Source organism: Neoaquamicrobium sediminum (assembly GCF_013240295.1).
GTDB lineage: Bacteria > Pseudomonadota > Alphaproteobacteria > Rhizobiales > Rhizobiaceae > Aerobium > Aerobium sediminum.
On record NZ_JABETK010000001.1, the window covers coordinates 258,190 to 284,446 of the forward strand.

General features: G+C 64.0%; 26 protein-coding genes and 2 pseudogenes. 13 read left to right on the forward strand and 15 right to left on the reverse strand.

From position 1 onward, the window contains the following. The first annotated feature begins 3 nt into the window (after positions 1-3). The 8 genes and pseudogenes from trbE (at position 4) to HK436_RS01310 (ending at position 8,178) form a co-directional block, all read left to right on the forward strand. Positions 4-2,443, forward strand: a pseudogene (trbE, locus tag HK436_RS01275) (conjugal transfer protein TrbE). Then, positions 2,440-3,198: a P-type conjugative transfer protein TrbJ gene (gene trbJ, locus HK436_RS01280; protein ID WP_173186726.1), complete on the forward strand. Its 759-nt coding sequence runs from the start codon at positions 2,440-2,442 to the stop codon at positions 3,196-3,198. The pseudogene trbE and the gene trbJ overlap by 4 nt, the downstream one beginning before the upstream one ends. A 13-nt stretch (positions 3,199-3,211) precedes the next feature. Further along, complete coding sequence (gene trbK-alt, locus HK436_RS01285) at positions 3,212-3,619, forward strand: putative entry exclusion protein TrbK-alt (protein ID WP_173186728.1); 408 nt, start codon at positions 3,212-3,214, stop codon at positions 3,617-3,619. 1 nt (position 3,620) lies between these two features. Then, the gene (trbL, locus tag HK436_RS01290) at positions 3,621-5,000 is read left to right on the forward strand and encodes a P-type conjugative transfer protein TrbL (RefSeq protein WP_173186730.1); all 1,380 of its coding nucleotides are present in this window, start codon (positions 3,621-3,623) and stop codon (positions 4,998-5,000) included. A gap of 2 nt (positions 5,001-5,002) precedes the next feature. Beyond that, positions 5,003-5,686 carry a conjugal transfer protein TrbF gene (gene trbF / locus HK436_RS01295; RefSeq protein WP_173186732.1) on the forward strand — a complete coding sequence of 228 codons (684 nt, stop codon included), beginning with the start codon at positions 5,003-5,005 and terminating at the stop codon, positions 5,684-5,686. Beyond that, the gene (trbG, locus tag HK436_RS01300; protein ID WP_173186734.1) at positions 5,683-6,708 is read left to right on the forward strand and encodes a P-type conjugative transfer protein TrbG; all 1,026 of its coding nucleotides are present in this window, start codon (positions 5,683-5,685) and stop codon (positions 6,706-6,708) included. Before trbF ends, trbG begins: the two co-directional genes overlap by 4 nt. Next, the gene (locus tag HK436_RS01305; protein ID WP_173186736.1) at positions 6,705-7,958 is read left to right on the forward strand and encodes a TraB/TrbI/VirB10 family type IV secretion system protein; all 1,254 of its coding nucleotides are present in this window, start codon (positions 6,705-6,707) and stop codon (positions 7,956-7,958) included. The genes trbG and HK436_RS01305 overlap by 4 nt, the downstream gene beginning before the upstream one ends. Position 7,959: 1 nt before the next feature. Continuing rightward, positions 7,960-8,178 carry a DUF2274 domain-containing protein gene (locus tag HK436_RS01310; RefSeq protein ID WP_173186738.1) on the forward strand — a complete coding sequence of 73 codons (219 nt, stop codon included), beginning with the start codon at positions 7,960-7,962 and terminating at the stop codon, positions 8,176-8,178. Here HK436_RS01310 and HK436_RS01315 read toward each other — a convergent pair. The 4 genes from HK436_RS01315 to HK436_RS01330 all read right to left on the reverse strand — a co-directional run bounded on the left by HK436_RS01315 (position 8,175) and on the right by HK436_RS01330 (position 11,591). Then, complete coding sequence (locus tag HK436_RS01315) at positions 8,175-9,092, reverse strand: LysR family transcriptional regulator (RefSeq protein ID WP_244648707.1); 918 nt, start codon at positions 9,090-9,092, stop codon at positions 8,175-8,177. The two genes, HK436_RS01310 and HK436_RS01315, sit on opposite strands and share 4 nt — an antisense overlap. Next, a complete protein-coding gene (locus HK436_RS01320) occupies positions 9,089-9,874 on the reverse strand; it encodes a glutathione S-transferase family protein (RefSeq protein WP_173186740.1) in 786 nt (261 codons plus the stop codon). The genes HK436_RS01315 and HK436_RS01320 overlap by 4 nt, the downstream gene beginning before the upstream one ends. Positions 9,875-9,898: 24 nt before the next feature. Continuing rightward, on the reverse strand, positions 9,899-10,408 hold the full coding sequence (locus tag HK436_RS01325; RefSeq protein WP_194248432.1) for a DUF2269 domain-containing protein: 510 nt from the start codon (positions 10,406-10,408) through the stop codon (positions 9,899-9,901). 301 nt (positions 10,409-10,709) lie between these two features. Then, on the reverse strand, positions 10,710-11,591 hold the full coding sequence (locus HK436_RS01330) for a class I SAM-dependent methyltransferase (RefSeq protein ID WP_173186742.1): 882 nt from the start codon (positions 11,589-11,591) through the stop codon (positions 10,710-10,712). Positions 11,592-11,741: 150 nt separating this feature from the next. Between HK436_RS01330 and HK436_RS01335 the strand changes: the two genes are divergently transcribed. Then, entirely contained in the window at positions 11,742-12,320 is a 579-nt protein-coding gene (locus HK436_RS01335; protein ID WP_173186744.1) for a TetR/AcrR family transcriptional regulator, read from the forward strand. A gap of 154 nt (positions 12,321-12,474) precedes the next feature. Beyond that, positions 12,475-12,774 carry a helix-turn-helix transcriptional regulator gene (locus tag HK436_RS01340; RefSeq protein WP_173186746.1) on the forward strand — a complete coding sequence of 100 codons (300 nt, stop codon included), beginning with the start codon at positions 12,475-12,477 and terminating at the stop codon, positions 12,772-12,774. Here the strand turns inward: HK436_RS01340 and HK436_RS01345 are convergent. The 4 genes and pseudogenes from HK436_RS01345 to HK436_RS30945 all read right to left on the reverse strand — a co-directional run bounded on the left by HK436_RS01345 (position 12,740) and on the right by HK436_RS30945 (position 16,821). Continuing rightward, positions 12,740-13,996 carry a tyrosine-type recombinase/integrase gene (locus HK436_RS01345; RefSeq protein WP_173186748.1) on the reverse strand — a complete coding sequence of 419 codons (1,257 nt, stop codon included), beginning with the start codon at positions 13,994-13,996 and terminating at the stop codon, positions 12,740-12,742. The genes HK436_RS01340 and HK436_RS01345 overlap by 35 nt on opposite strands. A gap of 294 nt (positions 13,997-14,290) precedes the next feature. Continuing rightward, positions 14,291-15,864, reverse strand: a pseudogene (gene guaA / locus HK436_RS01350) (glutamine-hydrolyzing GMP synthase). A 67-nt stretch (positions 15,865-15,931) separates the two neighbouring features. Further along, a complete protein-coding gene (locus tag HK436_RS30940; protein WP_312860453.1) occupies positions 15,932-16,249 on the reverse strand; it encodes a LysR substrate-binding domain-containing protein in 318 nt (105 codons plus the stop codon). After that, positions 16,246-16,821, reverse strand: a complete 576-nt coding sequence (locus tag HK436_RS30945; RefSeq protein ID WP_244648439.1) for a LysR family transcriptional regulator — start codon at positions 16,819-16,821, stop codon at positions 16,246-16,248. Before HK436_RS30945 ends, HK436_RS30940 begins: the two co-directional genes overlap by 4 nt. Positions 16,822-16,922: 101 nt before the next feature. On the opposite strand from HK436_RS30945, the gene HK436_RS01360 reads away from it, so the two are divergent. The 3 genes from HK436_RS01360 to HK436_RS01370 all read left to right on the forward strand — a co-directional run bounded on the left by HK436_RS01360 (position 16,923) and on the right by HK436_RS01370 (position 19,425). Further along, positions 16,923-17,906, forward strand: a complete 984-nt coding sequence (locus HK436_RS01360; RefSeq protein ID WP_173186750.1) for an NAD-dependent epimerase/dehydratase family protein — start codon at positions 16,923-16,925, stop codon at positions 17,904-17,906. 25 nt (positions 17,907-17,931) lie between these two features. Beyond that, positions 17,932-18,366 carry a DUF6220 domain-containing protein gene (locus tag HK436_RS01365; RefSeq protein ID WP_244648441.1) on the forward strand — a complete coding sequence of 145 codons (435 nt, stop codon included), beginning with the start codon at positions 17,932-17,934 and terminating at the stop codon, positions 18,364-18,366. 195 nt (positions 18,367-18,561) lie between these two features. After that, positions 18,562-19,425: an alpha/beta fold hydrolase gene (locus tag HK436_RS01370; RefSeq protein ID WP_173186752.1), complete on the forward strand. Its 864-nt coding sequence runs from the start codon at positions 18,562-18,564 to the stop codon at positions 19,423-19,425. A gap of 60 nt (positions 19,426-19,485) precedes the next feature. Here HK436_RS01370 and HK436_RS01375 read toward each other — a convergent pair whose 3' ends face one another. The 7 genes from HK436_RS01375 to katG form a co-directional block, all read right to left on the reverse strand. Beyond that, complete coding sequence (locus HK436_RS01375) at positions 19,486-20,136, reverse strand: 5'-methylthioadenosine/S-adenosylhomocysteine nucleosidase (protein ID WP_173186754.1); 651 nt, start codon at positions 20,134-20,136, stop codon at positions 19,486-19,488. Beyond that, the gene (locus HK436_RS01380; protein WP_173186756.1) at positions 20,120-20,578 is read right to left on the reverse strand and encodes a PaaI family thioesterase; all 459 of its coding nucleotides are present in this window, start codon (positions 20,576-20,578) and stop codon (positions 20,120-20,122) included. Before HK436_RS01380 ends, HK436_RS01375 begins: the two co-directional genes overlap by 17 nt. An 85-nt stretch (positions 20,579-20,663) precedes the next feature. Next, positions 20,664-21,116, reverse strand: a complete 453-nt coding sequence (locus tag HK436_RS01385) for a TspO/MBR family protein (RefSeq protein WP_173186758.1) — start codon at positions 21,114-21,116, stop codon at positions 20,664-20,666. Between the two features lie 67 nt (positions 21,117-21,183). Further along, positions 21,184-22,473 (reverse strand): RsmB/NOP family class I SAM-dependent RNA methyltransferase, encoded by a 1,290-nt coding sequence (locus tag HK436_RS01390; RefSeq protein WP_173186760.1) that lies wholly within the window; start codon positions 22,471-22,473, stop codon positions 21,184-21,186. An 87-nt stretch (positions 22,474-22,560) separates the two neighbouring features. Beyond that, on the reverse strand, positions 22,561-23,208 hold the full coding sequence (locus HK436_RS01395) for a YoaK family protein (protein WP_173186762.1): 648 nt from the start codon (positions 23,206-23,208) through the stop codon (positions 22,561-22,563). Positions 23,209-23,252: 44 nt separating this feature from the next. Beyond that, positions 23,253-23,870: a L,D-transpeptidase gene (locus tag HK436_RS01400; RefSeq protein ID WP_173186764.1), complete on the reverse strand. Its 618-nt coding sequence runs from the start codon at positions 23,868-23,870 to the stop codon at positions 23,253-23,255. Between the two features lie 165 nt (positions 23,871-24,035). Beyond that, the gene (katG, locus tag HK436_RS01405; protein ID WP_173186766.1) at positions 24,036-26,213 is read right to left on the reverse strand and encodes a catalase/peroxidase HPI; all 2,178 of its coding nucleotides are present in this window, start codon (positions 26,211-26,213) and stop codon (positions 24,036-24,038) included. Between the last annotated feature and the right edge of the window lie 44 nt (positions 26,214-26,257).

Genomic DNA, 26,257 nt, shown 5'->3' on the forward strand with positions numbered 1-26,257 from the left:
CCGATGATGAACCTCGCCGAATACCGCAATCGCAACAACCGGCTCGCCGACTTCCTGCCCTGGGCCGCGCTGGTCGGCACGGGCATGGTGCTCAACAAGGATTGCAGCTTTCAGCGCACGGCGCGGTTTCGTGGTCCCGATCTGGATTCTGCCGTGCCTGCCGAGCTGGTTGCAGTCGCAGGACGATTGAACAACGCCTTCCGGCGTCTCGGCTCCGGCTGGGCGATCTTCGTGGAGGCGCAGCGTCATGCCGCCGCGACCTATCCGGCCAGCACCTTTCCCGATGCCGCCTCGGCCCTGGTCGATGCCGAGCGCAAGGCGGATTTCGAAGAAGCCGGGGCGCACTTTGAATCCAGCTACTTCCTGACCTTCACCTATCTGCCGCCAGCGGAGGATGCCGCCCGCGCCGAGACCTGGCTCTATGAGGGCCGCGAGAAGACCGGAATCGACCCCAACGAGGTGCTGACCGCCTTCGCCGACCGCACCGACCGCCTGCTGCGGTTGATCGAAGCCTTCATGCCGGAATGCCGATGGCTCGATGATGGCGAGACGCTGACCTATCTGCATGGCTGCGTTTCCACGCACCGCCACCGCGTCCGCGTCCCCGAAACGCCGATCTATCTCGACGCGCTGCTCGCCGATCAGCCGCTCACCGGCGGGCTGGAGCCGCGACTGGGCACGTCGCATCTGCGTGTGCTGACCATCACCGGCTTTCCGACCGCGACCACGCCTGGTCTGCTCGACGAGCTGAACCGGCTGGCCTTTCCCTATCGCTGGTCCACCCGTGCGGTCCTGCTCGACAAGACGGACGCCACCAAGCTGCTCACCAAGATCAGGCGGCAATGGTTCGCCAAGCGCAAGTCTATCGCCGCGATCCTCAAGGAGGTGATGACCAACGAGGCCTCCGTGCTGGTCGATACCGATGCGGCGAACAAGGCCGCGGACGCCGACCTCGCGCTGCAGGAACTCGGCGCCGACTATGCGGGCATCGCCTATGTCACCGCGACGGTGACGGTATGGGACGCCGATCCGCGCATCGCCGACGAGAAGCTGCGGCTGGTCGAAAAGGTCGTCCAGGGCCGCGACTTCACGGCGATGGCCGAGACTATCAACGCTGTGGACGCCTGGCTCGGCAGCCTGCCGGGCCATGTCTACGCCAATGTCCGGCAGCCACCGATCTCCACGCTCAATCTCGCCCACATGATCCCGCTTTCGGCGGTGTGGGCGGGGCCGGAACGGGACGAGCATTTTGCAGCGCCCCCACTGCTCTTCGGCAAGACCGAAGGCTCGACCCCGTTCCGGTTTTCCCTTCATGTCGGCGATGTCGGCCACACACTCGTCGTCGGCCCGACCGGCGCGGGCAAGTCCGTGCTGCTGGCGCTCATGGCGCTTCAGTTCCGGCGCTACGCCGGCGCACAGGTCTTCGCCTTCGACTTCGGCGGTTCGATCCGCGCCGCAGTACTCGCCATGCGCGGAGATTGGCACGATCTCGGCGGCGGCCTGACGGACGGTTCGGAGACCTCTGTCTCGCTTCAGCCGCTGGCGCGCATCGAGGAGACGAGCGAACGTGCTTGGGCGGCCGACTGGATCGTCGCCATCCTGACACGGGAGGGCGTCGTCATCTCGCCGGAGGTGAAGGAGCATATCTGGACGGCGCTGACCTCGCTGGCTTCGGCGCCGGTCGAAGAACGCACCATCACCGGCCTATGCGTCCTGCTCCAGTCCAACGACCTGAAGCAGGCGCTCCGCCCCTATTGCATCGGCGGCGCATGGGGCCGCTTGCTCGACGCCGCCGAGCGAACATCTCGGCACCGCGACGGTCCAGGCCTTCGAGACCGAAGGTCTGATCGGCACCGACGCCGCGCCCGCCGTGCTCGCCTATCTGTTCCACCGGATCGAAGATCGGCTCGACGGCTCGCCGACCCTCATCATCGTCGATGAAGGCTGGCTGGCGCTCGACGACGAGGGTTTTGCCGGACAGCTCCGCGAGTGGCTGAAGACGCTCAGGAAGAAGAACGCCAGCGTCATCTTCGCCACACAGAGCCTCTCGGATATCGACGGCAGCGCCATTGCGCCTGCCATCATCGAGAGCTGCCAGACCCGGCTTCTGCTCCCCAATGAACGCGCGATCGAGCCGCAGATCACCGCCATCTATCGCCGCTTCGGTCTCAACGATCGCCAGATCGAGATCCTCGCGCGAGCCATGCCCAAGCGCGACTATTACTGCCAGTCCCGACGAGGCAACCGGCTGTTCGAGCTGGGTCTGTCGGAGGTGGCGCTGGCGCTCTGCGCCGCATCCTCCAAGACCGATCAGGCCACCATCGCCCGCATCACTGCCGAGCACGGCCCGGACGGTTTCCTCGACGCCTGGCTACGCCTGCGCGGCGCCGGCTGGGCCGCCGACCTTATTCCCAACCTCACCAACCTGGAGAAACTGCCATGAAACTGCGCCGCTCCCTTGGCGCGCGGCTTGCTGCCGCGCTGCTCACCGCCCCCGTCGTCCTCGCGCCCATGCTGGCGACGCCCGCGCATGCCATCATCGTCTACGACCCGACCAACTATGCGCAGAATGTGCTTCAAGCCGCCCGCGCGCTCCAGCAGATCACCAACCAGATCACCTCGCTTCAGAACGAAGCGCAGATGCTCATCAACCAGGCCCGCAATCTTGCGAGCCTGCCCTATTCCTCGCTGCAACAGCTCCAGCAGTCCGTGCAGCGGACGCAGCAGCTTCTGAGCCAGGCACAGAACATCGCCTACGATGTCCAGCAGATCGACCAGGCATTCCAGCAGAAATACGGGAACGTCTCGCTCTCCACCTCGGACGCGCAGCTCGTCGCTGACGCCAAATCGCGCTGGCAGAATACCGTCGGCGGCTTGCAGGACGCCATGAAGGTGCAGGCCGGCGTCGTCAGCAACATCGACACCAACCGCGCCCAAATGTCCGCGCTTGTCGGCCAGAGCCAGGGCGCCACCGGCGCGTTGCAGGCGACGCAGGCCGGCAACCAGCTCCTCGCCCTTCAGGCCCAGCAACTCGCCGACCTCACCGCCGTCGTCGCGGCAAACGGTCGTGCGCAGGCGCTGCAATCTGCCGAACAGGCGGCCGCGGCAGAACAGGGCCGCGAACAGCGCCGCCGCTTCCTGACGCCGGGCACGGGCTACCAGCCGGGCAACGCCCGGATGTTCCCCGGCAGCAACTGAACGGGGGATCGCCATGGACGGCAAGATGCTCGCCCGGCTCGGCGCCGTCGTCTTCGTCGGCGTCGCCATCACCGCCACGGTCATAGAACTGACCCGCAAGCCCGAGGAGCCGCAGGTCCGCACGCTCGTCCATGAACGCGACGACACCGATGCGCTTCGCCAAGTCCTGCGCCGGTGCCGCGACATGGGCGAAGCGGCCACGCGCGATCCCGCCTGCCTCGATGTCTGGGCAAAGGCCCGCGACCGATTTCTAGGTCAAAGCCCGAAGCCTTCCCAACCGGGCGGGACGAGGACGTTGGGACCGGAAGCGCCGACGACTCTCTTCCCGGCCGAAGCCCCGGCCATGAAGGAAAGCGCGCCCGCGCCCAAGGACACCGCACCGGACGCACAGCCCGAACCCGTCGGGCCGGGAGCGCACTGACATGGGCGGCACCGGCGTCATCGACCATTTCCTCGAGGTCTTCACCCGCTACATCGACGGCGGCTTCGGCCTGCTCGGCGGCGAGGTCGCCTTCATCGCCACCACGCTGATCGTCATCGACGTGGTGTTGGCAGCACTCTTCTGGTCGTGGGGCGCCGATGAGGACATCATCGCGCGCCTGGTCAAGAAGACGCTGTTCGTCGGCGTCTTCGCCTACATCATCGGCAACTGGAACAATCTCGCCCGCATCGTCTTCGAGAGTTTTGCCGGCCTCGGCCTGAAGGCATCCGGCACGGGCTTTACCGTCACCGATCTTCTTCGCCCCGGCAAGGTGGCGCAGACCGGCCTCGACGCCGGCCGCCCACTGCTCGATTCCATCTCGAACCTGATGGGCTATTGGTCCTTCTTCGAGAACTTCATCCAGATCGCCTGCATGCTGTTTGCCTGGATGCTGGTGCTGCTCGCCTTCTTCGTCCTCGCCGTCCAGCTTTTCGTGACGCTCATCGAGTTCAAGCTGACGACGCTCGCGGGCTTCGTGCTGATCCCCTTCGGCCTGTTCGGCAAATCCGCCTTCATGGCCGAACGCGTGCTCGGCAACGTGATTTCTTCCGGCATCAAGGTGCTGGTGCTCGCCGTCATCATCGGCATCGGTTCGACGCTGTTCTCAGAATTCACCGCGGGCTTCGGCGGCGCGACGCCGTCGATCGATGACGCCATGGCGATCGTGCTCGCGGCGCTGTCGCTGCTCGGCCTCGGCATCTTCGGTCCCGGCATCGCCAATGGCCTGGTCTCCGGCGGCCCGCAGCTCGGTGCAGGCGCGGCAGTCGGCACAGGCCTCGCGGCCGGCGGCGTGGTCGCAGCAGGTGCAGCCACGGTGGGCGCAGTCGCATCCGGTGGCGCTGCCCTTGCTGGCGGCGCCGCTGCCGCTGCCCGGGGTGGGGCCGCGCTCGCCGGTGGTGCGTCCACCGCCTACAGCCTGGGTGCCGCCGGCCAATCCGGCGCATCGGCTGTGGCGTCGGGTCTCGGCAATGTCGCCAATGCCGGTGCGCAGGCCGCAGCCTCGCCGTTGAAACGCGCGGCTTCCCAGGCCGCCGATGGCCTCAAGTCGAGCTACCAGTCTGGTGCGCGTGCTGCGTTCGAAGTGACCGGCGGATCGTCCACCGCCGGCACCATCGGCGGTGGTTCAGAGGACGCCGAAGCCGAAGCGCCTCCGGCCGCTGCCACATCCACGTCTTCCGCCACCGACGGCCCGCCCGCCTGGGCGAAGCGCATGAAGCGCTCGCAGCAGATGTCGCACGGCGTCCAGGCCGCGGCTCACGCGGTCAAGTCGGGTGACAGCCACGGCGGCGGCTCTTCCGTCAACCTCTCCGAAAGCGACTGACCATGTTCAAACGACCCGCCACCCATTACGGCAAATCACCGCAACCTGAGACCCCCTACCAGCGCGCCGCCCAGGTCTGGGACGACCGGATCGGCTCCGCCCGCGTGCAGGCCCGCAACTGGCGCTTCATGGCCTTCGGATCGCTGGCGCTCTCGGCCGGATTGTCGGCCGCATTGGTCTGGCAGTCGATGAGCGGCTCGATCGTTCCCTGGGTGGTTCAGGTCGACAAGCTCGGCCAGGCGCAGGCGGTCGCCGCCGCTGTCGCTGATTACCGTCCGACCGATCCGCAGATCGCCTTTCATCTCGCCCGCTTCATCGAAGAGGTCCGCTCGATCCCGGCCGACGCGATCATCGTCCGGCAGAACTGGCTCCGGGCCTATGACTTCACCACGCAGGCCGGGGCCTTGGCGCTCAACGATTATGCCCGCGCCAACGACCCCTTCACCAAGGTTGGCAAGCAGCAGGTCGCCATAGAGGTCTCCAGCGTGATCCGCGCCTCGCCGGACTCGTTCCGCGTCGCCTGGATCGAGCGTCGTTATCAGGACGGCTCGCTCGCCTCGACCGAACGGTGGTCCGCCATCCTCACCGTCGCCGTGCAGATACCACGCGACCCCGAAAAACTCCGGGCCAATCCGCTTGGAATCTACGTCAACGCCATCAATTGGTCGAAGGAGCTTGGACAATGACACCGACCTTCCGCGCCGCCGGGAGGCCGGCTTTCCGTAAATCCGCTTTCTCGGCTCTCCTCGTTTGCACCTCGGCGCTCGCCGGTTGCGCCACGATGCAGAAGCCCCCGGAAATCTCCTATGACGATGCTGCGCCCGCCGTGCAGACGGTCGATCCGCCCGCACCTGTCACAGTGGTCGAACTGCCAAAGCCGCTGCCGCTTCCCGGCCAGATGAAGCCGATCGAAGCCTCGCGCCGGACGCCAGAGCCAACCGATCCCGCCGCCCGCGTCAATCTGGCCAACGCTGCCGCCCGCATCCAGCCCGTCCGTGACGGCTTCATCAATTCCATGCAGGTCTATCCCTTCACGCAGGGCGCGCTCTATCAGGTCTATACCGCCGTCGGGCAGATCACCGACATCGCGCTCCAGCCCGGCGAAACCCTGGTCGGCTCCGGCCCGGTCGCAGCCGGCGATACCGTGCGCTGGATCATCGGCGACACCGAGAGCGGCACGGGCACGACCAAGCAGATCCACATCCTGGTGAAGCCAACGCGCACGGAGCTGATGACCAACCTCGTCATCAACACCAACATCCGCACCTACCATATGGAATTGCGCTCGACCGAGAAGACCTACATGGCCTCGGTCTCCTGGCAGTATCCGCAGGACCAGCTCATCGCGCTACGTCGCCAGAATGCTCAAGCCGAGGCGGCACAGCCAGTCGCCAGTGGCGTCGATCTCTCCCGCGTCAATTTCCGCTACGAGGTTACGGGCGATCGCGCGCCGTGGCGGCCGCTGCGCGCCTTCGACGACGGCAAACAGGTCTTCATCGAATTCCCGCGCGGCATCGGCCAGGGCGAGATGCCGCCGCTCTTCGTCGTCGGCCCCGAGGGCGACACGTCCGAGCTGGTGAACTACCGGGTGCGCGGCAACTACATGATCATCGATCGACTGTTCGCCGCCGCCGAGCTACGCTTCGGCGCGGACAAGAGCCAGAAGCGCGTGCGTATCTCCCGGACCGACGGGAGGCCCGCGTCGTGAGCGAGATCGATCCCGAGAAGGAGGAAGGCCGCAAGTCCGGGCTGGAACCCCAGCCGGAGGCCGTCGATGACGCCCGGCCGCTGACCGGAGAACCGGCCGCGCCCATGCGACTGCGTCCCGAGCCGCCGCGCGTCACTCGCCTCTCGCGCAAAGTGCTGGCCGGTCTCGGCCTGGTCGCCGGTGTTGGTATCGGCGGCGCGCTGATCTATGCACTTCAGGTCCAGCATGGCGGCCGGTCGAACGAGGAGCTGTATTCGACCGACAACCGGACGACACCAGACGGCCTCAACGCGCTTCCGAAGGACTATACCGGCCCGGTCCTCGGCCCACCGCTGCCAGGCGATCTTGGCCGCCCGATCCTCGACGCTCAGAATCGCGGCCAGCCCGTGACGCCGTCACGAATCGGCACCCCTGCCGTGCAGCCCGGCGTCAGTGCCGAGGAACAGCGCCGATTGCAGGAGCTGGAGGCCGCGAGGACCGCACGCCTCTTCACCTCGACCGAGACGCGCAACATGGCGTCGCCCACCACCACGGCAACGAACACAACGACGCCCTTGCCGGACCTGACCGGTCTCGGCCTCGCGCCCCAGCCAGCGACGCCCTCGGCGCAGGACCGGCAGCTCGCCTTCCTCAACCAGGCGCCCGACAAACGCACCGTCTCGACCGATCGCGTCGCCGCTCCGGCATCGGCAAACATCCTTCAGGCCGGCGCGGTGATTTCCGCAGCGCTCATCACCGGCATTCGTTCCGACCTGCCCGGCCAGATCACGGCGCAGGTGACGGAGAACATCTACGACAGCCCGACCGGGCGCATCCTTCTCATCCCGCAGGGCACGCGTGTCATCGGTCAGTATGACAACGGCGTCGGTTTCGGCCAGCGCCGCATCCTGCTCGTCTGGAACCGACTGATCTTCCCGAACGGCCGTTCGATCGTGCTGGAACGCCAGCCTGGCGCGGACACGCAAGGCTATGCGGGCCTGGAGGATGGTGTCGACTATCACTGGGGCGAGTTGTTCAAAGCCGCCGCGCTCTCGACGCTCCTCAGCATCGGTTCGCAGGCCGGTTCGTCGGACGAGGAAAGCGAGATCGTCCGTGCCCTGCGCCGAGGCGCTGGCGACAGCATCAGTCAGACGGGCCAGCAGATCGTCAGCCGTCAGCTCAACATCGCGCCGACACTAACAATCCGGCCGGGCTTCCCCGTTCGCGTCATCGTCACCCGCGATCTCGTGCTCGAACCCTATGGAGGCTGACATGACGAAGTTGAAACTTGGTCCGATCGCTGATGACAAGCCGGTGAAGGTCACGCTCGAGCTGCCTGCCAGCCTGCATCGCGACCTGACCGCCTATGCCGAAATCCTCGGCCGCGAGAGCAGCCATCCGCCGGGCGATCCCGTCCGGCTGATCGTGCCGATGCTCGAACGATTCATCGCAACGGATCGTGGGTTCGCAAAAGCAAGGCGAGGCCCTTAACCGCCAACGGACACAGAGGGGTGGCGCTCTTTGAGGAGCGAAATGAAACCCGCCAAGGCCGGGTTGTTATTGTCGCTCCGCCAACAGGCTGTGTAGCTGATCCGACTCGGCCCATTGCCGTCCCGAGCCTCACGATAGACCAGACCCGGATAGTTCGCGCCGATGCAAGCCTCGCACATGAGGCTCACACCAAAACCCGCTCCAACCAGGCTCTTGATGTTCTCCCTGGTGATGTCGTGGCTGACCACCCTGGGCCGCTCGCCGGGCGCAGCGAGCTTCGAAAGCAGAATGTCCTGGATCTCCGGCCCCGGGTCGCGTTGGCTGAGCAGAAAGGTCTCATCTTTCAGGTCGGTCCAGTAGACGATGTTGTTTCCGGCCAGCCGATGGCTTTCCGGTAGCGCGACCATGATGCGCTCGCTCCAGAGGGCCATGACATTGCCATCCCGGGCGATCGGATCTCCCGTCGTGATAGCAATGTCGATCCGGCCTGAATCGACACCAGCAAACAGGCATGCACGTGCGCCTTCATGAGTCCGGATATCGACCTTCGGGAAGCGCCCGGCATATTCGATCAGGCTCGCGCGCAGGTTTCCGGCCGACAGTGACGTGTAGAAGCCGATGGCAATCCGACCGGCATCGCCGTTGCCGATATTCCGGGCCGTCGAGATCATCTGATCCAGTGTTTCGACCAGGTGCGCCGAGGTCCGCAAAATCTCGTCGCCGGCCATTGTCAGCCGAACACCGCCGCTGGTGCGCTCGAATAGGATGACGCCGAGACGCCCTTCCATCAGGGCTATGCCGCGGCTGAGCGTCGACTGTTTGACCCCGAGGGCATCAGCCGCTTTCCGAAAGCTCCTGTAGCGCGTAGCGGCGATTGCATAGCGCAGATGTTTGAGTTCGAGCTGCGCTGTCAGGACCCGGGCCTCCTCAAGGAACTTCCGGCGCCTCCAGTCCTATGGGGAACGTAACGAGCCCTGTGCAACCATTCGACAAGTTCCGAAAGGAAATTGGATACTGTCGGTACGAAGAGAACGAAACCGCTCTCACCACGGCTGCTGACGTAGGTGTCGTTCGATGTCTGGTCGATCCGTCTGATGCCCGGCGACACAGAGCAGAACGTCCCTGAGGCACCATCGGAACGAGCGGCAACCCTCGCATCGATCTCATGTGTCCGAATGAACGCGGACCGACTTTTAATGCGATGGAGGTAGTCGGCAAAGGGGGCAAGATCGGCAGCGATAAGATCTCCCATCCGAGCGATCCTGAGGTCCGCAGCGAGATATATGTCGGCCACCGTGAACTGCTCGCCGAGAAGCCACGGCCCCGGTGTCAGGGCGGCGGACATGACGTCCCGCACCCTGTCGAAATCACCCCATCCGTTGTAGCAAGGGTTGGGCGTCCAGCCTTGGAAGCGTTCGCGCATCGCGGACGCCAGATTGGAGCCAACGAAGAAGAGCCATTTGATGCAGGCCGCACGGCGCGGATCGCCGCGTTGCGGTATAAGGTCCGAAGCGGCTGGATTGTCGACAAGATGGAGAATGATAGCGCCGGTTTCGGTCACGACGGTTTCACCGTCCGCCAGCGTAAGCACTTTCATCATCGGATTGAGCCGTCGATAATCGTCGGCCTTCTGTGCCCCTTGCCGTAAATCGACAATCTTCAGTTCGTATTCCGAGCCGATGTCTTCGAGAGCCATTACAGCACCTGTGCTTCATCACCCTTACTGATCGGCGGCCGTGATCTTATGGTCCCCGGCGCCAATGATGCCCGCGGCGTCGTCACCTGCTTGAAAACGAGATTGGCGCTGCGCTTGTTGCTTGCGCCATCCGTACCGCGTCATGCCAGCCGGCTTGTAGATTGCGAGGATCAGGATCGTCAGCAACACCAGCGCGCCGCCGATCGAATGCGGTAATGAGCCGGGCAGATCGCGCGGGTCTGCCCCGGTGGCCGCCACGGCGGCCATCGCGCCGATCGCGCGTGTCTCCAGAAGCAAGATCATCGTGGCGAAGAGCGTGAGCAGCAGCTTCACAAGGACCCAGTAGTGGCGAAACAAACCCCACGGTGTTCCCAGTGCGAGGAAGATTCCAATCAGGACCGCCGCGAGCGCCAACGGCACGATGCCGTAGAGGACAATCAGCGACATCGCCATGAAGGCGGCGCGCACTGTCGGGACATCCTGTCCAAAGGTCGCCAAAAGATCGAGCACGAGATAGGCCAGGACCGCACCCATCCATCCGACCGAAGACGCGACATGGGCGGCGAGGACAGCTTTGCGAAGTCGCGGTGTCAGCAACATCGGCCGGGTTACTTCTGTTGGTCCGATGCGCCGCCGCTGGCGAAATGCCGTCCGGGGCCATGCTCCCCGCCGACGAATGCCATGGCTGCAATTATCAAGAGGAGCAGCGCGGCAGCGACATAGCAGGAGCGCTTGACCCAACGCGGCATCGGAGGCGGCCGATCAGATGCAACAGCCGGTTTTGTGAACTGTTTTGTCATGTAGCTCTCCAGAAAATCTCTCGGCCAAGTCGGGTCTATCGCGGTTGAAGGCGAGCGTCGGCTTCACGCCGGGCGATCAGGTATCGGAGGCCCTTGGTTCCAACGTTGCCTTGCGCGATGATGTTGAATCCGGTCGCAGCGAGATCGGACGCGATCCTGTTGAGATCGACATGACCGTGCCGATGAAGCCGGAAGAAACGCGACCGGCGCGGCTGCTTGGCAAAGTCGACGATGAGCCACCGACCGCCCGGCTTCAGGACGCGGAAGGCCTCGCGGCCGAATGCGGCGCGGCCGGTCTTCGGGAGATGATGAAACATCAACGTGGAGAGGACGACGTCGAACTCGTTATCTTTGTATGGCAATTGCTGTGCGGTGGCGTTCGAGAAACAGACCTGAGATCCGGCGCGTTGAGCCTTCGTGGTGGCGCGTGCGATCATGTCCGAAGATGCATCGACGCCGTCCACGCGCCCTTCCGGCCCGACCTTTCTCTTGGCGAGTAGCGCGACAGTGCCTGTGCCACAGCCGACATCGAGAACAGCTTCTCCGGGCTTCAAGTCCGCGAAACCCAGCATCTTCTCGCGGAAGGCGCGCTCACTGCCGAAGGTGAGAAGCCAGGCCAGCGTGTCGTACATGCCGGCTGAGTGCAGCAGGATGCCGACATGCGGCGTCTTTGGCTGATCCGATTCCGGCTTGTCAGCATCGACCGCCATCGAACGATGCGCGCCCTGCCATATGAGCAGCCCCGCAACCACGGCCAGCGCGCCGACATGCAGCATCACCGTTGGTGCTCCCACGGGAAACAAGGTATCGACCGTTCCGAGCAGAACGAGTGCGGCAAGTACCAAAGTCAGCTTGACGGCAATGATCGCAGGCCAGCCACGCTTTCCGTGCAATGTCGCGAAAAGACCCTGGTGCATCGCTTTCCCTCCTGCCGATCTCGACTTGAACCACGGAAGGGAGCATATGATATCGGACACGGTGTCCAGTATCACTTTTGCTGGCCGCTGGCCGCGGCCGCGCCCAATACTGGACAGCCGCCCGTCTCGTGACCAGGAAAGGATGCCGCCGTGGCTACCGGATCGATCGATCGTCGTGTCGCCAGAACCCGCAGGCTCCTGCAGGAAGCGCTGTTCGAGCTGACGGCGGAAAATGGATATGCGGCGGTTACCGTCGAGGACATCTGCGGGCGGGCCGATGTTGGACGCTCAACCTTCTATACCCATTACCCCGACAAAGACTCATTGAGAAAAGCGGCAATCGAAGAACATCTCGAAGCCATGCGCTTGGAGGGCGATGCCGGAGACACTAAGCCGAGCTCAGGCGGTTTCGCCTTTAGCGGGCCTGCATTCGCCCATGCGGACGCGACGCGGATGATGCACCGCGCAATGATGGGTGGGAAAAATCACGAAATTCCGGAGGAAATCCGCGACTGGATCGGGAAGCAAGTTCGGCACGAATTAACGGGCATAGTTGGTAAGGACGCCATCGGGCTCGAAGTCGCTACGCGGTTTGTGACCGGCGCATTCTTGGAGGTGATGCACTGGTGGCTCGACGCGGATGCCGGGCTTCCACCTGCGGAAATCGATCGCCTCTTCCAGGCGCTCGCCTTCGACGGGACGAGAAGGATGCTCACCTCGCCGGAGTGACGTCAGCCGCCGACATTTCCAATGAGCCCATTGGCGAGGCCGGTGTTGCAGACCCGCCGATTTCTGCGCCACCGCCCGCCACTGCCCTACGAACTCATTTCAGGGCTTCCCACTTCCGACCACTATCGATTTCAATCGTCCTCATCTTTGAAGTATGAGGAGATTTGATTTGGCGAGGATCACAAATATCCCGATCAGGCGAACCATCCGGCGTCAACAATTGCGCGAGATGATCCCGCTGGCCGACAGCACGATCTATGAGATGGAGCAGCGCGGCGAATTCCCGCGACGCTTTGCGCTTTCGCCCAGGTGCATCGTGTGGGATCTGGCCGAAGTCGAAGCGTGGCTGCTGGCTCGCCGGGCTGCGCCGATTCGCCGAGCTCAGCATCCAGACGTCACCAAGCGCAAGACACGGCCCGTCAAAGGGAAGGATCGAGCTGCATCAGGGGCATAGCCGGCGGCAAGAGCACGGGCATGTGTCTGCGCCCCTCCACCCAGGCATCCACGGTGTCCGACCATTCCTGCATCATATGGCGCCGCTGAACCTCATACTCGGCCTTGTTATAGACGCCGCGCGACGACCGTCCGTCCTCGTGCGCCAAGCACTTCTCGATCCAGTCGCTATTGAAACCCAACTCGTTCAACAGCGTCGAACCCGTGCGCCGCAGGTCATGAACGGTGAAAGGCTCCAGTGGCAGGCCTTCCTTCTTGGCCTGTTCGACGACCGCATAGGTCACGCGATTGAACGTCGCCCGCGACATAGGCGCGTCAGCGTCGTACCTGGACGGGAGCAGATATCGTGAGTTGCCCGCGCAGGTCTTGAGCGCAATCATGATGTCGAGGGTCTGTCGAGACAGATAGACATTGTGCACCTTCGATCGCTTCATGCGCTCCTTTGGAATGGTCCAAACCGCATTCTCGAAATCCACCTCGTCCCAGACCGCATCCTGCAGCTCGCTTTTCCGCACCATCGTCAGCAGATAGAGCTTCATGCCCAAGCGGATCGTCGGCAGAGTCGCGACGTGCTCGAGCTGCCGGAGCATGATCCGGATTTCAGCGGGAGATAGCGAGCGATCCTTCGGTACGAAGGTTGCGATCGAGGCCGGCCCGACGTCGTCGGCCGGGTTCGCGACCTTCTCGCCATGGAGGATGGCGAACCCGTAGATTTGCTTGAGGATGTCTCGCACATGGATCGCAGTCGCCGGCGCACCGCGATCGACGATCTTCCCGCAGTGCGCACGCAGGTCATCCGGAGTGATTTCCGTGAGGAGCCGGTTGCGCCAAACCGGAAGCAGCTCCCTTTCGAAGATCGAGCGTCTCATGGCTCGAGTGCTGTCGGCCATCGGCGCACTCACGAGCCACTTCTCGCCGAACTCGCTGAAGCTCTTGGCTTCCTTGATCCGTCGCTTCTCGCGCTGTTTCTCGATCGCAGGCGACCGCCCTTCGCTGACGGCCCTCCTTGCATCGATGCAGAGTTCGCGAGCACGGGCCAGTGAGATCCCATCGCGCCCGTATTTCCCGAGATAGACGGTCTCGCGGCGCCCGTTCAGACGATAGTCGAGGCGAAACGAGACCGCTCCCGAAGGCATGACACGCACGTACATGCCGTCCCGATCCGAAACCTTATACATCTTGCTCTGCGGCTTGAGCGCCTTGATTGCAGCATCCGTCAGCATTTCCGCGCCACCTCCAAAAAGTACCGTCATGCGGTTTTGGGCGTGCCTTGGCGAAAAAAATCAGTGTCTTTTCAGATGTTTAAATCTAAAAAAGTACCGTCAAGGGCCTCATATGCCCTGACGGTACTTCGAATTTTGGAGCTGATCAATATGGCTGAGACCCGTCACCCGGTCCGTCAAGCCGGATCTCTATGCACCGATAGACACCGATAGACGCTGACCTATTTTTTATTGTTTATCAGTGTATTAAGACGCATTATGGCGCAGTTTCGGATACCGCCGGATGGGCAAAAATCATTCCCACTCGATGGTGCCGGGCGGCTTTGAGGTGACGTCGTAGACGACACGGTTGATGCCGCGGACCTCGTTGATGATGCGGGTGGCGGCGCGGCCGAGGAAATCCATGTCGTAATGGTAGAAGTCGGCGGTCATGCCGTCGACGGATGTCACCGCACGAAGCGCGCAGACATATTCGTAGGTGCGGCCGTCGCCCATCACGCCCACCGTCTGCACCGGAAGAAGCACGGCGAAGGCCTGCCATATCGCGTTGTAGAGCCCGGCCTTGCGGATCTCGTCGAGATAGATCGCATCCGCTTCGCGCAGGATGTCGAGCTTTTCACGGGTGACCGCGCCGGGGCAACGAATGGCGAGGCCCGGCCCGGGGAAGGGATGACGCTCGATGAAGTGGTCGGGCAGCCCCAGTTCGCGGCCGAGTGCCCTCACCTCGTCCTTGAAGAGTTCGCGCAGCGGCTCCACCAGCTTCATGTTCATGCGTTCCGGCAGACCGCCCACGTTGTGGTGCGACTTGATCGGTACCGATGGTCCCCGGTGAACGACACGCTCTCGATCACATCCGGATAGAGCGTGCCCTGCGCCAGGAATTCGGCCTGCTTGCCATCGCGCTCGAGCTTCTTCGCCTCTTCCTCGAACACCTCGATGAAGAGGCGGCCGATGGTCTTGCGCTTCTTCTCCGGGTCGGCCTCGCCGTCGAGCGCGGCCAAGAACCTGTCCTGCGCCTGCACATGGACCAGCGGGATGTTGTAGTGCTCGCGATACATCGAGACGACCTGCTCGCCCTCGTCCTTTCGCATCAGGCCGTGGTCGACGAAGATGCAGGTCAGCCGTTCGCCGATCGCCTCATGGATCAGAACCGCTGCAACGGAGGAGTCGACGCCGCCCGACAGCGCGCAGATCACCCGGCCATCTCCGACCTGCGAGCGGATCGCGGCAATGGCCTGCTCGCGATACGCGGCCATGGTCCAGTCGCCCTTGAGGCCGGCGATGCGATGCACGAAATTAGCAAGCAGCATCGCACCGTCGGGCGTATGCACAACCTCGGGGTGGAACTGCACGGCGTAGAAGCGGCGCTTCTCGTCGGCTATCGCGGCGTAGGGCGCGCCGGTGGACGTGCCGATGACTCGGAACCCTTCCGGCAGCGCAGTCACGCGGTCGCCGTGGCTCATCCACACCTGGTGGCGCGTCCCCTTGGCCCAGACGCCTTCAAACAGGGCGCTTTCGTCCTCGATATCGAGGAAGGCGCGCCCGAATTCGCGATGGTGGCCGCTTTCCACCCTGCCACCGAGCTGCGCGCACATGGTCTGCTCGCCATAGCAGATGCCGAGCACCGGAATGCCGGCTTCGAAGATCGCCTGCGGAGCGCGCGGGCTACCGATGTCGACAGTGGAGGCAGGGCTGCCGGAAAGGATCACCGCTTTCGGGGCAAGGCGGATGAACGCCTCATCGGCCAACTGGAACGGCACGATCTCGGAATAGACGCCGGCCTCACGCACGCGACGCGCTATAAGCTGCGTCACCTGGCTGCCGAAGTCGATGATTAGGACGGTGTCGGGATGGGCTGTCTCGGTCATGGTGAGCCTTTAGTGAAAGAAGCGAGTCGGCGCAATGGGGGCCGGTCGACCGCATGCCGCCTCCTCGTCAGACCGATCGGGACATTTCCCGGAAAGACTCGACCAGGGAATCGAAGACAGCCCGAACGCGCGGAACGCGGGCGAGGTTTTCGTGGGTCACGATCCAGGTTTCCAGCACCATGACGTCGAGGTCGGGCAGGACGCGCACGAGGTTGGGATCGCGCTCGCCTACTGGCACCTGCGCCACCGCTATGCCCACGCCGGCGCGGGCGGCGGCCACATGAGCGGGGTGGCTGTCGGTGCGCAGAACAAGGCGGTCTCGCGCAAGGCCGCCGAGCCTTTCGACCATCGCCAGGTCGCTGCGATTGCGGTCCGGGCCGATCACGTCATGCTCGGCCAGTTCAACGAGGCTGGTCGGGCGGCGCGGCGCTCGACATAGGACGGTGAGGCGAAGAACCCCAGCGGTATAGCCGCGACCTTGCGCGCCACCAGAGCGTCCTGCTTCGGGGCGACGGTTCTGACGGCAACATCGACCTCCTGAGCAAGCAGATCGGCCGGCAGATTGCTCAGCGACAGCTCGATGCGGATGGCCGGATGCGCCTCGCGCAAGCGCGCGAGCATGGCCGGGATCACCTCGATGCCCATGAAATCCGGCACGCTGATGCGCACCGTTCCTGAAGCCTCACCACCTGAGGCGGATGCCTGCCTGACGAAGAACTCCGATGCCATGGCCATGGCGCGCGCGGGCTCTCGCAGCGCCTCGGCTGTCTCGGTCGGGGTCAAGCCGTTGACGGACCGTGTAAACAGCACGGTGCCGAGCTGCTGTTCCAGCGTCTCTATACGGCTGCGCACGGTTGGATGCGACAGGCCGAGTCGCCGCGCCGCAGCCGAAAGGCTGCCCTCCTCAAGGACCGCGAGAAAGATGCGCTGATCGTCCCAGCCAACCATATCGCTCATAAATATATTACAGACCAATGTTGGATCGTTTGCAATTCCTTTTCATGCCCGCATGCGCCACTTTCCTTCCATCGCAATGTTGGACATCAGGAGCTGGACCGATGGAAACGACGAAAACAGCACTCGTGCTTGGCGCGACCGGTGGCGTAGGCGGCAGTGTCGCCGCTGCACTTGCGCGCCATGGCTGGCAAGTGCGCGGCATGGCCCGCGACGTGACGAGCCTTCGCAGCCAGGGTCATATAGAATGGGTACAGGGCGACGCCATGCAGCGCGCAGACGTGATGCGTGCAGCCGAAGGTGCGGCCGTGATCGTCCATGCCGTAAACCCGCCCAACTACATGAACTGGGACAAGTTCGTCCTGCCGATGATCGACAATACGATCGCGGCCGCAAGAGCAGTCGGTGCCCGTGTCGTGCTGCCGGGCACGGTCTACAACTACGATCCCGCGAAGACGCCTGTGGTCGAGGCCGGCACGCCGCAGAACCCGACAGGTCGTAAAGGTGCGATCCGCGTCGCCCTGGAGCAGCGGCTGGAACAAGCCGCGCCCGAGGTGCAATCGCTGATCCTGCGAGCGGGCGACTTCTTCGGTCCGGGCGCCCGCTCGAGCTGGTTCGCGCAGGCGATGGTTGCGCAAGGAAAGCCCGTTCGCCGCATCGTCAATCCGGCGCGTGGTAGCGGGCATAGTTGGGCCTACCTGCCCGACCTGGCCGAGACCTTCGCGCGTCTGCTCGACAGGCCGGAACGTCTTCGTCCGTTCGAGCGTGTCCAGTTCGAGGGCCTCTACGACGACACCGGCATGCGCATGGTGGACGCGATCCGCCGCGTCTGTGGCCGCAAGGTTCCCGTCTACGGCTTTCCATGGTGGGCGATGCGGCTTCTGGCACCGTTCGCCAGCTTCCCGCGTGAGGCAGCAGAGATCGCACCTGTGTGGCAGCACCCGATGCGGTTCGACAACACCCGTTTGGTAGAACTCATCGGTTCCGAGCCGCGCACGCCGCTGGACGAAGCGATGCGGGCGACGCTGATCGAGATGGGCTGCATTGCGGACACCCCATTGCCCCTTTTGCGCCAGGCGTCGGCCTAAAGACCGCCAAGCAAGAACGGATACGATGATGGACAACACCCACGACGCGTTCGCCGATCTGCATCCTGCAACACCTACGTGGTTCACGGTGCTGGCATGGCTGATGCCGCTTGGCCTGTTTGCCCAATTCACTAGCGCCGGGCTTGGCCTCTTCCTAAACCCGGACCTGATCGGGCTGCATGCTTCGATGGGTTTCACGCTGACGCTGCCGGCGATGGGCTTGTTCCTAGGCGCGCTTTTCGTCAGACGCCTGCGCGGCTTTGGTTGGTGGGCCGGCCTGGTCTTCGCGCTTTACATCGCGCAAGTCTCGCTGGCAGCCACCGGCGCACCGCTGCCGCTCTCGCTGCATCCCGCCAACGCGGCGCTGCTCCTGACGGCAAGCCTGACGCTTCTCGCCAAGGTGGAACATCGGCGCGGGCAACATAAAGGCGCTTATCCGGCAACCAGCAAGGCCGCCTGACCTCGAACAGCCGGCGGCCTTGTGCCAACCGCGGCGGGCATGTATCAACCGCACCGACTATGATCGAGACGACAATGAAACTGATCCGTTAGCGAAGCTCGCAGACCATTCGCCGGCCCGCCTGAGATGGCAGGGCCGCTTTCTGCATTCACGATAATGGAGCGCAAGGGCGAAGTACCTTGCGAATATGTTTTTATGTCTCAATCCACGAACACCCTGGCGGTGCGTGGCGCGGTCCCGCGCGACGGCTTCTCCTTCGGCTATACGATAGAGGGGGAAGGACCGACGCTTCTGGTCATCGGCAGCCATGTCTTCTATCCGCGCACTTTATCGACACAGCTTCGCCAGAAGCGGCGGCTCGTCTTCATCGATCACCGCGGCTTCGCGGAGGCGCAGCGCCCGCTTGAAGCGCGCGATTGCGAACTGGAGACCATCGTCGACGATGTGGCGGCGATGTGCGACGTGCTCGATTTGGGCGAAGTCGATGTGCTCGGCCATTCCGGCCATGGCTATATGGCGCTGGAATTCGCGCGACGTTTTCCGGAACGGGTTCGTCGGACCGTTCTCGTCGGCACCGGACCGAGCCACGCGGAGGCTCACATGCAAACGGGCGCGCAGATATGGGAGGCTCTCGCGGCCCCAGAGCGCAAGGCGCGGCTGGAGGCCGATCTGGCCGTGATGGAGAAGCGCATCCGCACTGACCCCGAACGTCGCTTCATCTGGATGTGCCTGGGGCTGGGCGCGCGAAGCTGGTTCGATCCGGTCTACGATGCTGCCATGCTGTGGGAAGGCGTCAGGGTCAACATGCCTGTCTTCGACCGCTTGTGGGGTGAGGTCTTTGCCACCTATCCGACGCGCGACGTGCTAGCGGAAATCGTACAGCCGCTGCTGATCTGCATGGGACGCCACGACCACCTTGTGGCGCCGACAGAGACGTGGCTACCGCTGCTGCCGGAGGGCAACACGCCGAGACTGGCGCTGTTCGAACGCAGCGCCCACACGCCGCAACTGGAGGAAGCTGAGCTGTTCGACACAGTCCTGCTCGACTTCCTGAGCTGACGCCAACGGTCCGCGCGGCACACGCTGCGCGGGCCACCTCCCTCATTGGCAATGCCAGCGCTAGAGCCGGACCTTCCCCTCGGCCAGAGCCGCCTCCAAACGGTCCACCGCCTGCGCGAGCTTCTCGTCGATCACGTGCAGATATTCGGTCCAGTCGGCAACGTGGCGCAACTCGGCCGCCCCGTCGGAGATTCCGCGCAAACCGATTAACGGCACGTCGAATGCCTGACAGGCGCGTAAAACAGCGAAGGTCTCCATGTCCACCATGTCGGCATCGATCGTGTCATAGGCAGGCCCCGAGACGATATTTGCGCCGGTCGAAAGGCTGGCCGAAGGAACACCCGGCACGGAAAGCGGGAGGTCGACGACGCGCGAAAGATCAAGGAACGGCGTTTCGCCCCTGGGGAACCCCAGCGGCGACGCGTCCATGTCGCGGTAGGACACCGAGGAAACCTGATAGACGCCGGTCTGCTCAAGCGTGCGGCTACCGGCCGAACCAAGCGAGACAACCAGATCGGGCAAGTTGCCTGCGATCTCGAGCCGGGCGAGCGCGGCAGAGAGCGCCACCGCCGCTTCAACCGGCCCGACGCCGGTCATCAGCGGGGAAAAGCGAACCTTGAGATGCTGCCCGTATTCTGGCTGCGCCGCCATCACGAAGAGAATGCGACGGCCGGCAAGCGGCGTCAGCGCAGGTTCAGCCTTCGATGCCATCGCGACCGCTCACAACCATGATCGTCGCCGTCATAGTGGCAACGAGACGTGCGTTGCCGTCCCCGTCATAGGCATAGGCTTGGCCATCGGCGACGATGATCGTGCGGCCGGGCTTCGTGACGGAGCCGCGGAACAGGAAGCGCTCGCCCTTGCCCGGCGAGAGAAGATTGACCTTGAACTCGATGGTAAGCACGGCCGCGTTTTCCGGCATCACCGAATAGGCGGCATATCCACAGGCGGAATCCAGCGCGGTGGAGATGATGCCGGCATGCAGAAAGCCATGCTGCTGGGTCAACTCCGGGCGGTAACCCATTTCGATCTCGACCTCGCCGGCGTTCACCCGCGTGAGCTCGGCGCCGATGGTGGTCATTATCTGCTGGCGCGCGAAACTCGCGCGCACGCGGCCCTCGAAATCACCGGAAGGCTCGAAACGAACCGACATGCATCTCTCCCTCAGCTTCGCCGGCTTCGCTTATCGCAAAGCGGCATCGTGCAGGCAACGTGCAATTTGTGCAGCGCAGCAGAGGTTAGTTGAGAACCAGAATCGAGCCGTTGAGTAGTGCAGCAAATGCGACCCATGCCGCGTAAGGAACAAACATCAATGCAGCCACCCGGTCCCGCCGTCTTGTAACCGAGATAAAGGCGAGGATGCTCACCAGCAATGCGAGGATGATAACAAAGGCCGGACCTATCGCTTTTTGCGTGAAAAAGACGGGCGACCAGAGGAAGTTGAGACCAAGCTGCAGCCACCAGATGGCCATAGCTCCTGCGGTGTGGGTCCGGGTCCATACACGCCAGCCCGCTACGGCGATCATCACATAGAGGATGGTCCAGACCGGTGCGAAAATCCAGTTGGGCGGATTGAAGGCCGGTTTGGCCAGAGCCTCGTACCATTCACCCGGGACGGTTGCCGTTCCAATCAGCACTCCGCCGCCGACGACAAGGACAAGAAACAGAACAAGCGTGACGATACGCGACATAAGCGGCGTCCCCCGATGTTTCATCAAAGGGTAAACGGCGGTGTCGCCTTGGCGTTCCGTGTCTGCCTCAGGCGGGGCGCCGCTGAAGTGCGGCAAAGAAGAACCCGTCGGTTCCCGTGTTGGCTGGGGTTAGAACGATGCCGCCGTCGCCGAGGCGCGCGCGATCCGCAGCCTTTGCAAACCGGGCGCGCCATAGTGGTACGGGTTCGACGAGCGAAAAATCCGCGTTTCCAGCGAGAAATGCCTCCACCTGCCGCTGGTTTTCGCGCGCGAAGATCGAACAGGTGATATAGGCGAGCCGACCGCCGGGCTTCACGAAGGCGCTGGCCTTCTCGAGTATATCCGCCTGCTCGCGCAGCCGCACATCGAGCTGGCGCTCGGTGAGCCGCCATTTCGCATCCGGCCGCCGCCGCCAGGTCCCGCTGCCAGTGCAAGGCGCGTCGACCAGGACGAGGTCCATCTGGCCAGCCAGCGGTCCAAGCCCTGAGGCATCGGCGACAGCCTGGACGTTTCGGGCACCGGCGCGGCGGAGCCGATCGAAGATCGGGGCCAAACGCTGCTTCTCGGAGTCATGGGCGAAGATCTGGCCGCGATTGTCCATCGCCGCCGACAGAGCCAGCGTCTTGCCGCCGGCGCCGGCACAATAGTCCAGCACCTGCATTCCTGCTTCCGCACCGGCAAGCTCGGCAACGATCTGCGAACCTTCGTCCTGAACCTCGAACCAGCCTTTGCGGAATGCGGGTTCGGCCTGCACGTTCGGGTGCCGGCCTGCGCCATCGATGGGCGGGATGCGGATGCCGTCGGCCGCCAGCAGGCATGGCGCGGCGCCAGTGCCCTTGAGTTCGCTCAGGACCTTGTCGCGTGTAGCCGCAAGCGTGTTGACGCGCAGGTCCAGCGGCGGGCGCGCGGCCAGCGCCGCCAGCTCTTGCACCCAATCGTCACCGAAGGCGTCGGTCACCAGCGGCACGCACCAGTCGGGGCAGTCGGCGCGCACTGCATCCGGCGCGTCATCGAGCGAGCGTGAGGAAAGTGCAGCCAGTTCCGCGCCGTCGAGCATCGCCGGCGCGAAGCGGTCGCCGTCAAGAGCGCTGTTGATCGCAGCACCATCCATAGCCCACTCCAGCGCCAGCGCGCCGAAGGCGAGCGCGCGCGAGGTATCGGCATCGAACAGCCAGCCCGCCGATCGCCTGCGCCGCAGTGCGTCATAGACGATGTTGCCGATGGCCGCGCGGTCGCCGGCACCGGCAAAGCGGTGGGAAAGCCCCCAATCCTTGAGCGCTTCGGCTGCGGGGCGGTGCCGTCGTTCCATGTCGTCAAGAATTTCGATGGCTGCCGCCAGCCTGCCGCCTAAACGCATTTTCGGTGTTCCCGCTTCGGTTGACCCGTCGTCCGGCTGTTAGACGCTTCGAGCGCCGGCGGCAACCGACCACGGATAGAAACCGCTTCAGGCGGTCTCGTTGGCCGGATCGAGGAGAAAGAAGAACACCGTGATCGTCACGGAGATGGCTACGGCGATCCAGATCGCGCCAAGGCCGAGTGCGAGGAAAGCGCCTGCTCCCATCACTGCGCCAAGAGCGAGCCCCAGCCACAAAAGGCCATGCCAGGCCCATGCCGTGCGGCTGCCACCCCGCAATGCGGAGGCTATGCGCTGCCCCATCTTGACCAACGTGCCTGTCATGTAGGTGACACCGATGCTGACCTCGCCATTACGCTCGAACACTGCGTTCTCGGCGCCCATCGCGACTGCCAGCGCGCCCATCGCAAGCCATGGGAATCCGGCAATGGAAGCCAGACCGGCCAAGGCCAGCATTGCGGTGACCAGAGCCATGACCCAGCCTTGGCCGCGCGACACCGCCGCCTGCCTTACCAGCGTTCCCGCGACAACGCCGGAGACGAATAGGACGATGAGCAGGGCCGGCAGCCACATCCGGCCGTTGGCCTCGGCAATCGACGCGCCAAGTCGCGTCGTGTTGCCGGTCATGAAGGAAACGAAATAGCCCCCGAGGTGGAGAAAGGCGACCGCATCCACGAAGCCGGCGAGCGCCGCCATGGGCATGGCGACGAGCCGCTCGCGCGTGGAATGCTGGATCATTCTGAGAGCCCTGCGGACATCCCCCTCGCCTCGCTGCCTGCCGATCAGGCCTGAATGACGACCACGCGGGCGCCGACAGGCACCCGCTCGTAGAGATCGACCACGTCATGGTTGAGCATGCGGACACAGCCGCTCGAGACTGCCTGCCCGATCGAGTTCGGCTGGTTAGTACCATGGATGCGGAACATCGTGTCGCGGCCGCCGCGATAGAGGTAGAGCGCTCTGGCACCCAGCGGATTGCTCAGCCCGCCCGGCAGGCCACCGGCATAGCGCCGGTTGCGGGGGTCGCGGCGGATCATGTTGTCGGTAGGCGTCCAGCTCGGCCACTCGCCCTTGCGGCCGACGGTGGCATCGCCGCGCAAGGCCAGCCCTGCCCGGCCGACACCGATGCCATAGCGCATCGCGCGACCATCACCCATCACGTAGTAGAGGCGGCGGGCCGGCGTATCCACAACCACAGTTCCCGCCTTGTAGTTGCCGTCATACGCCACTTCGCGGCGGCGCAGCTCCGGCTTTATCTTTTCCGGCGAAAGGGCCGCCAGCGGGAAGCGATCATGCGGGACCGCGGCGTAGTTGAGCTGGTCGGATCGGTATTCGGTGACAGCGCAACCGGCGAAAAGAAGCGGCAGGCCCGCAATGAAACCGCGGCGTGAAATGGTCATGACGTCCCCCAAAGCAATTGTTCGCCAAGATCGATATGGCGTTATGGTTAATGAATTCTTGCTTCTTGGCTAGCAGGGACGGGATGAAGGCAAGATGAACCTTATACGCAAACGAAAGCGGGCGCGGATTTCTCCGCGCCCGCTAGCTCTTGTTCAGTCACGCTTTTAGGCGATGTCAAAGCGATCCGCGTTCATCACCTTCACCCAGGCAGCGACGAAGTCCTTCACGAACTTCACCTGCGAATCCGCGCAGGCATAGACCTCGGCCAGCGCGCGAAGCTGTGAATGCGAGCCGAAGATCAGGTCTACGCGAGTCGCGCGCCACTTTAGGGCATCGCTCTTGCGATCGCGGCCTTCGTAAGTGCCATCCGACAGCGCCTTCCACTGCGTGTCCATGGTCAGCAGGTTGACGAAGAAGTCGTTCGTCAGAACGCCGGCCCTGTCAGTCAGCACGCCGTGATCCGAGTTGCCGGCATTGGCACCGAGCACGCGCAGACCGCCCAGCAGAACCGTCATCTCCGGCGCGGTCAGTGTGAGAAGCTGCGCCTTGTCCACCAGCGACTCTTCCGGGGCCATGAACTGGCGGCCGCTCAGATAGTTGCGGAAGCCATCGGCACGCGGTTCGAGCGCCGCGAAGGACTGCACGTCGGTCTGCTCCTGCGAGGCGTCGGCGCGGCCTGGCGTGAACGGCACGGCGACGTCATAGCCGCCGTCCTTGGCCGCCTTCTCGATGGCGGCGCCGCCGGCGAGCACGATCAGATCGGCGAGCGATACCTTCTTGCCGCCTGACTGTGCGCCATTGAACTCGGCCTGGATCGCTTCGAGCTTCGACAGAACCCTGGCGAGCTGTTCGGGCTGGTTAACCTCCCAGTCCTTCTGCGGAGCAAGCCGGATACGCGCGCCGTTGGCGCCGCCGCGCTTGTCGGAGCGGCGGAAAGTGGACGCCGAGGCCCAGGCGGTGGAGACGAGTTCGGAGACCGAAAGGCCGGAAGCAAGCACCTTTGCCTTGAGGGCGGCGATGTCCTGCTCGTTGACCAGAGGATGATCGACCGCGGGAATGACGTCCTGCCAGATCAGGTCTTCGGCCGGAACCTCAGGGCCGAGGTAACGGACCTTGGGGCCCATGTCGCGGTGGGTCAGCTTGAACCAGGCGCGGGCGAAAGCGTCGGCGAACTGGTCCGGGTTTTCCAGGAAACGGCGCGAGATCTTCTCGTATTCCGGGTCGAAGCGCAGCGACAGGTCGGTCGTCAGCATCGTCGGCAGGTGCTTGCGCGACGGATCGTAGGCGTCCGGGATCGACGGCTCCGCGTTCTTGGCCTTCCACTGCTTGGCACCGGCCGGGCTCGCAGTCAGCTCCCATTCGAAGTTGAACAGGTTCTCGAAGAAGAGATTGCTCCACTGCGTCGGTGTCTGAGTCCAGGTGACCTCGGGTCCGCCGGTGATCGTATCGGCGCCGATGCCTGTGCCATGGCCGCTTTTCCAGCCGAGCCCCTGATCCTCGATATCCGCACCCTCGGGGTCAGCGCCTATAAGCGACGGATCACCCGCGCCGTGGGTCTTGCCGAAGGAATGGCCGCCAGCGATCAGCGCGACGGTTTCCTCGTCGTTCATCGCCATGCGCGCGAATGTCTCGCGGATGTCGCGGGCTGCAGCGACGGGATCGGGGTTGCCGTTCGGGCCTTCCGGATTGACGTAGATGAGACCCATCTGGACCGCGCCGAGCGGCTCCTGGAGCTGACGCTCGCCGCTGTAGCGCTCGTCGCCGAGCCAGGTGCCCTCCGGGCCCCAGTAAAGCTCCTCCGGCTCCCACACGTCGGCACGGCCGCCGGCGAAGCCGAAGGTCTTGAAGCCCATCGATTCCAGCGCGACATTGCCGGTGAGGATCATCAGGTCGGCCCAGGAAATCTTGCGACCGTATTTCTGCTTGATCGGCCACAGCAGCCGGCGCGCCTTGTCGAGGTTTGCGTTGTCCGGCCAGGAATTCAGCGGAGCGAAGCGCTGCTGGCCCGCACCCGCGCCGCCACGGCCGTCAGTGATGCGGTAGGTGCCGGCGCTGTGCCAGGCCATGCGGATGAACAGGCCGCCATAGTGGCCAAAGTCCGCCGGCCACCAGTCCTGCGAATCGGTCATCAGCGCGTGAAGGTCCTGCTTCACCGCATCAAGGTCGAGTGACTTGAACTCTTCGGCATAGTCGAAGTCCGGGTCCATCGGATCCGACAGATCGGAATTGCGGTGCAGGCCGTCGAGATCGAGCTGTTCCGGCCACCAGTCACGGTTCCTGTGTCCGCGCGCGCCTCCGCTGAACGGGCATTTACCCGCGCTGTCGTCAACCTTCTTGTCCATCTTCATCTCCGATCGTTAGGCGCTTGCTCATTGTCCCGGGTGCG

Excerpts from the sequence above, each read along its gene's own strand:
- trbJ (WP_173186726.1), top strand. The coding sequence starts at position 2,440 with ATGAAACTGCGCCGCTCCCTTGGCGCGCGGCTTGCTGCCGCGCTGCTC.
- trbK-alt (WP_173186728.1), top strand. The coding sequence starts at position 3,212 with ATGGACGGCAAGATGCTCGCCCGGCTCGGCGCCGTCGTCTTCGTCGGC.
- trbL (WP_173186730.1), top strand. The coding sequence starts at position 3,621 with ATGGGCGGCACCGGCGTCATCGACCATTTCCTCGAGGTCTTCACCCGC.
- trbF (WP_173186732.1), top strand. The coding sequence starts at position 5,003 with ATGTTCAAACGACCCGCCACCCATTACGGCAAATCACCGCAACCTGAG.
- trbG (WP_173186734.1), top strand. The coding sequence starts at position 5,683 with ATGACACCGACCTTCCGCGCCGCCGGGAGGCCGGCTTTCCGTAAATCC.
- HK436_RS01310 (WP_173186738.1), top strand. The coding sequence starts at position 7,960 with ATGACGAAGTTGAAACTTGGTCCGATCGCTGATGACAAGCCGGTGAAG.
- HK436_RS01320 (WP_173186740.1), bottom strand. The coding sequence starts at position 9,874 with ATGGCTCTCGAAGACATCGGCTCGGAATACGAACTGAAGATTGTCGAT.
- HK436_RS01325 (WP_194248432.1), bottom strand. The coding sequence starts at position 10,408 with ATGGGTGCGGTCCTGGCCTATCTCGTGCTCGATCTTTTGGCGACCTTT.
- HK436_RS01330 (WP_173186742.1), bottom strand. The coding sequence starts at position 11,591 with ATGCACCAGGGTCTTTTCGCGACATTGCACGGAAAGCGTGGCTGGCCT.
- HK436_RS01340 (WP_173186746.1), top strand. The coding sequence starts at position 12,475 with ATGAGGAGATTTGATTTGGCGAGGATCACAAATATCCCGATCAGGCGA.
- HK436_RS01345 (WP_173186748.1), bottom strand. The coding sequence starts at position 13,996 with ATGCTGACGGATGCTGCAATCAAGGCGCTCAAGCCGCAGAGCAAGATG.
- HK436_RS30945 (WP_244648439.1), bottom strand. The coding sequence starts at position 16,821 with ATGAGCGATATGGTTGGCTGGGACGATCAGCGCATCTTTCTCGCGGTC.
- HK436_RS01360 (WP_173186750.1), top strand. The coding sequence starts at position 16,923 with ATGGAAACGACGAAAACAGCACTCGTGCTTGGCGCGACCGGTGGCGTA.
- HK436_RS01365 (WP_244648441.1), top strand. The coding sequence starts at position 17,932 with ATGATGGACAACACCCACGACGCGTTCGCCGATCTGCATCCTGCAACA.
- HK436_RS01370 (WP_173186752.1), top strand. The coding sequence starts at position 18,562 with ATGTCTCAATCCACGAACACCCTGGCGGTGCGTGGCGCGGTCCCGCGC.
- HK436_RS01375 (WP_173186754.1), bottom strand. The coding sequence starts at position 20,136 with ATGGCATCGAAGGCTGAACCTGCGCTGACGCCGCTTGCCGGCCGTCGC.
- HK436_RS01380 (WP_173186756.1), bottom strand. The coding sequence starts at position 20,578 with ATGTCGGTTCGTTTCGAGCCTTCCGGTGATTTCGAGGGCCGCGTGCGC.
- HK436_RS01385 (WP_173186758.1), bottom strand. The coding sequence starts at position 21,116 with ATGTCGCGTATCGTCACGCTTGTTCTGTTTCTTGTCCTTGTCGTCGGC.
- HK436_RS01390 (WP_173186760.1), bottom strand. The coding sequence starts at position 22,473 with ATGCGTTTAGGCGGCAGGCTGGCGGCAGCCATCGAAATTCTTGACGAC.
- HK436_RS01395 (WP_173186762.1), bottom strand. The coding sequence starts at position 23,208 with ATGATCCAGCATTCCACGCGCGAGCGGCTCGTCGCCATGCCCATGGCG.
- HK436_RS01400 (WP_173186764.1), bottom strand. The coding sequence starts at position 23,870 with ATGACCATTTCACGCCGCGGTTTCATTGCGGGCCTGCCGCTTCTTTTC.
- katG (WP_173186766.1), bottom strand. The coding sequence starts at position 26,213 with ATGGACAAGAAGGTTGACGACAGCGCGGGTAAATGCCCGTTCAGCGGA.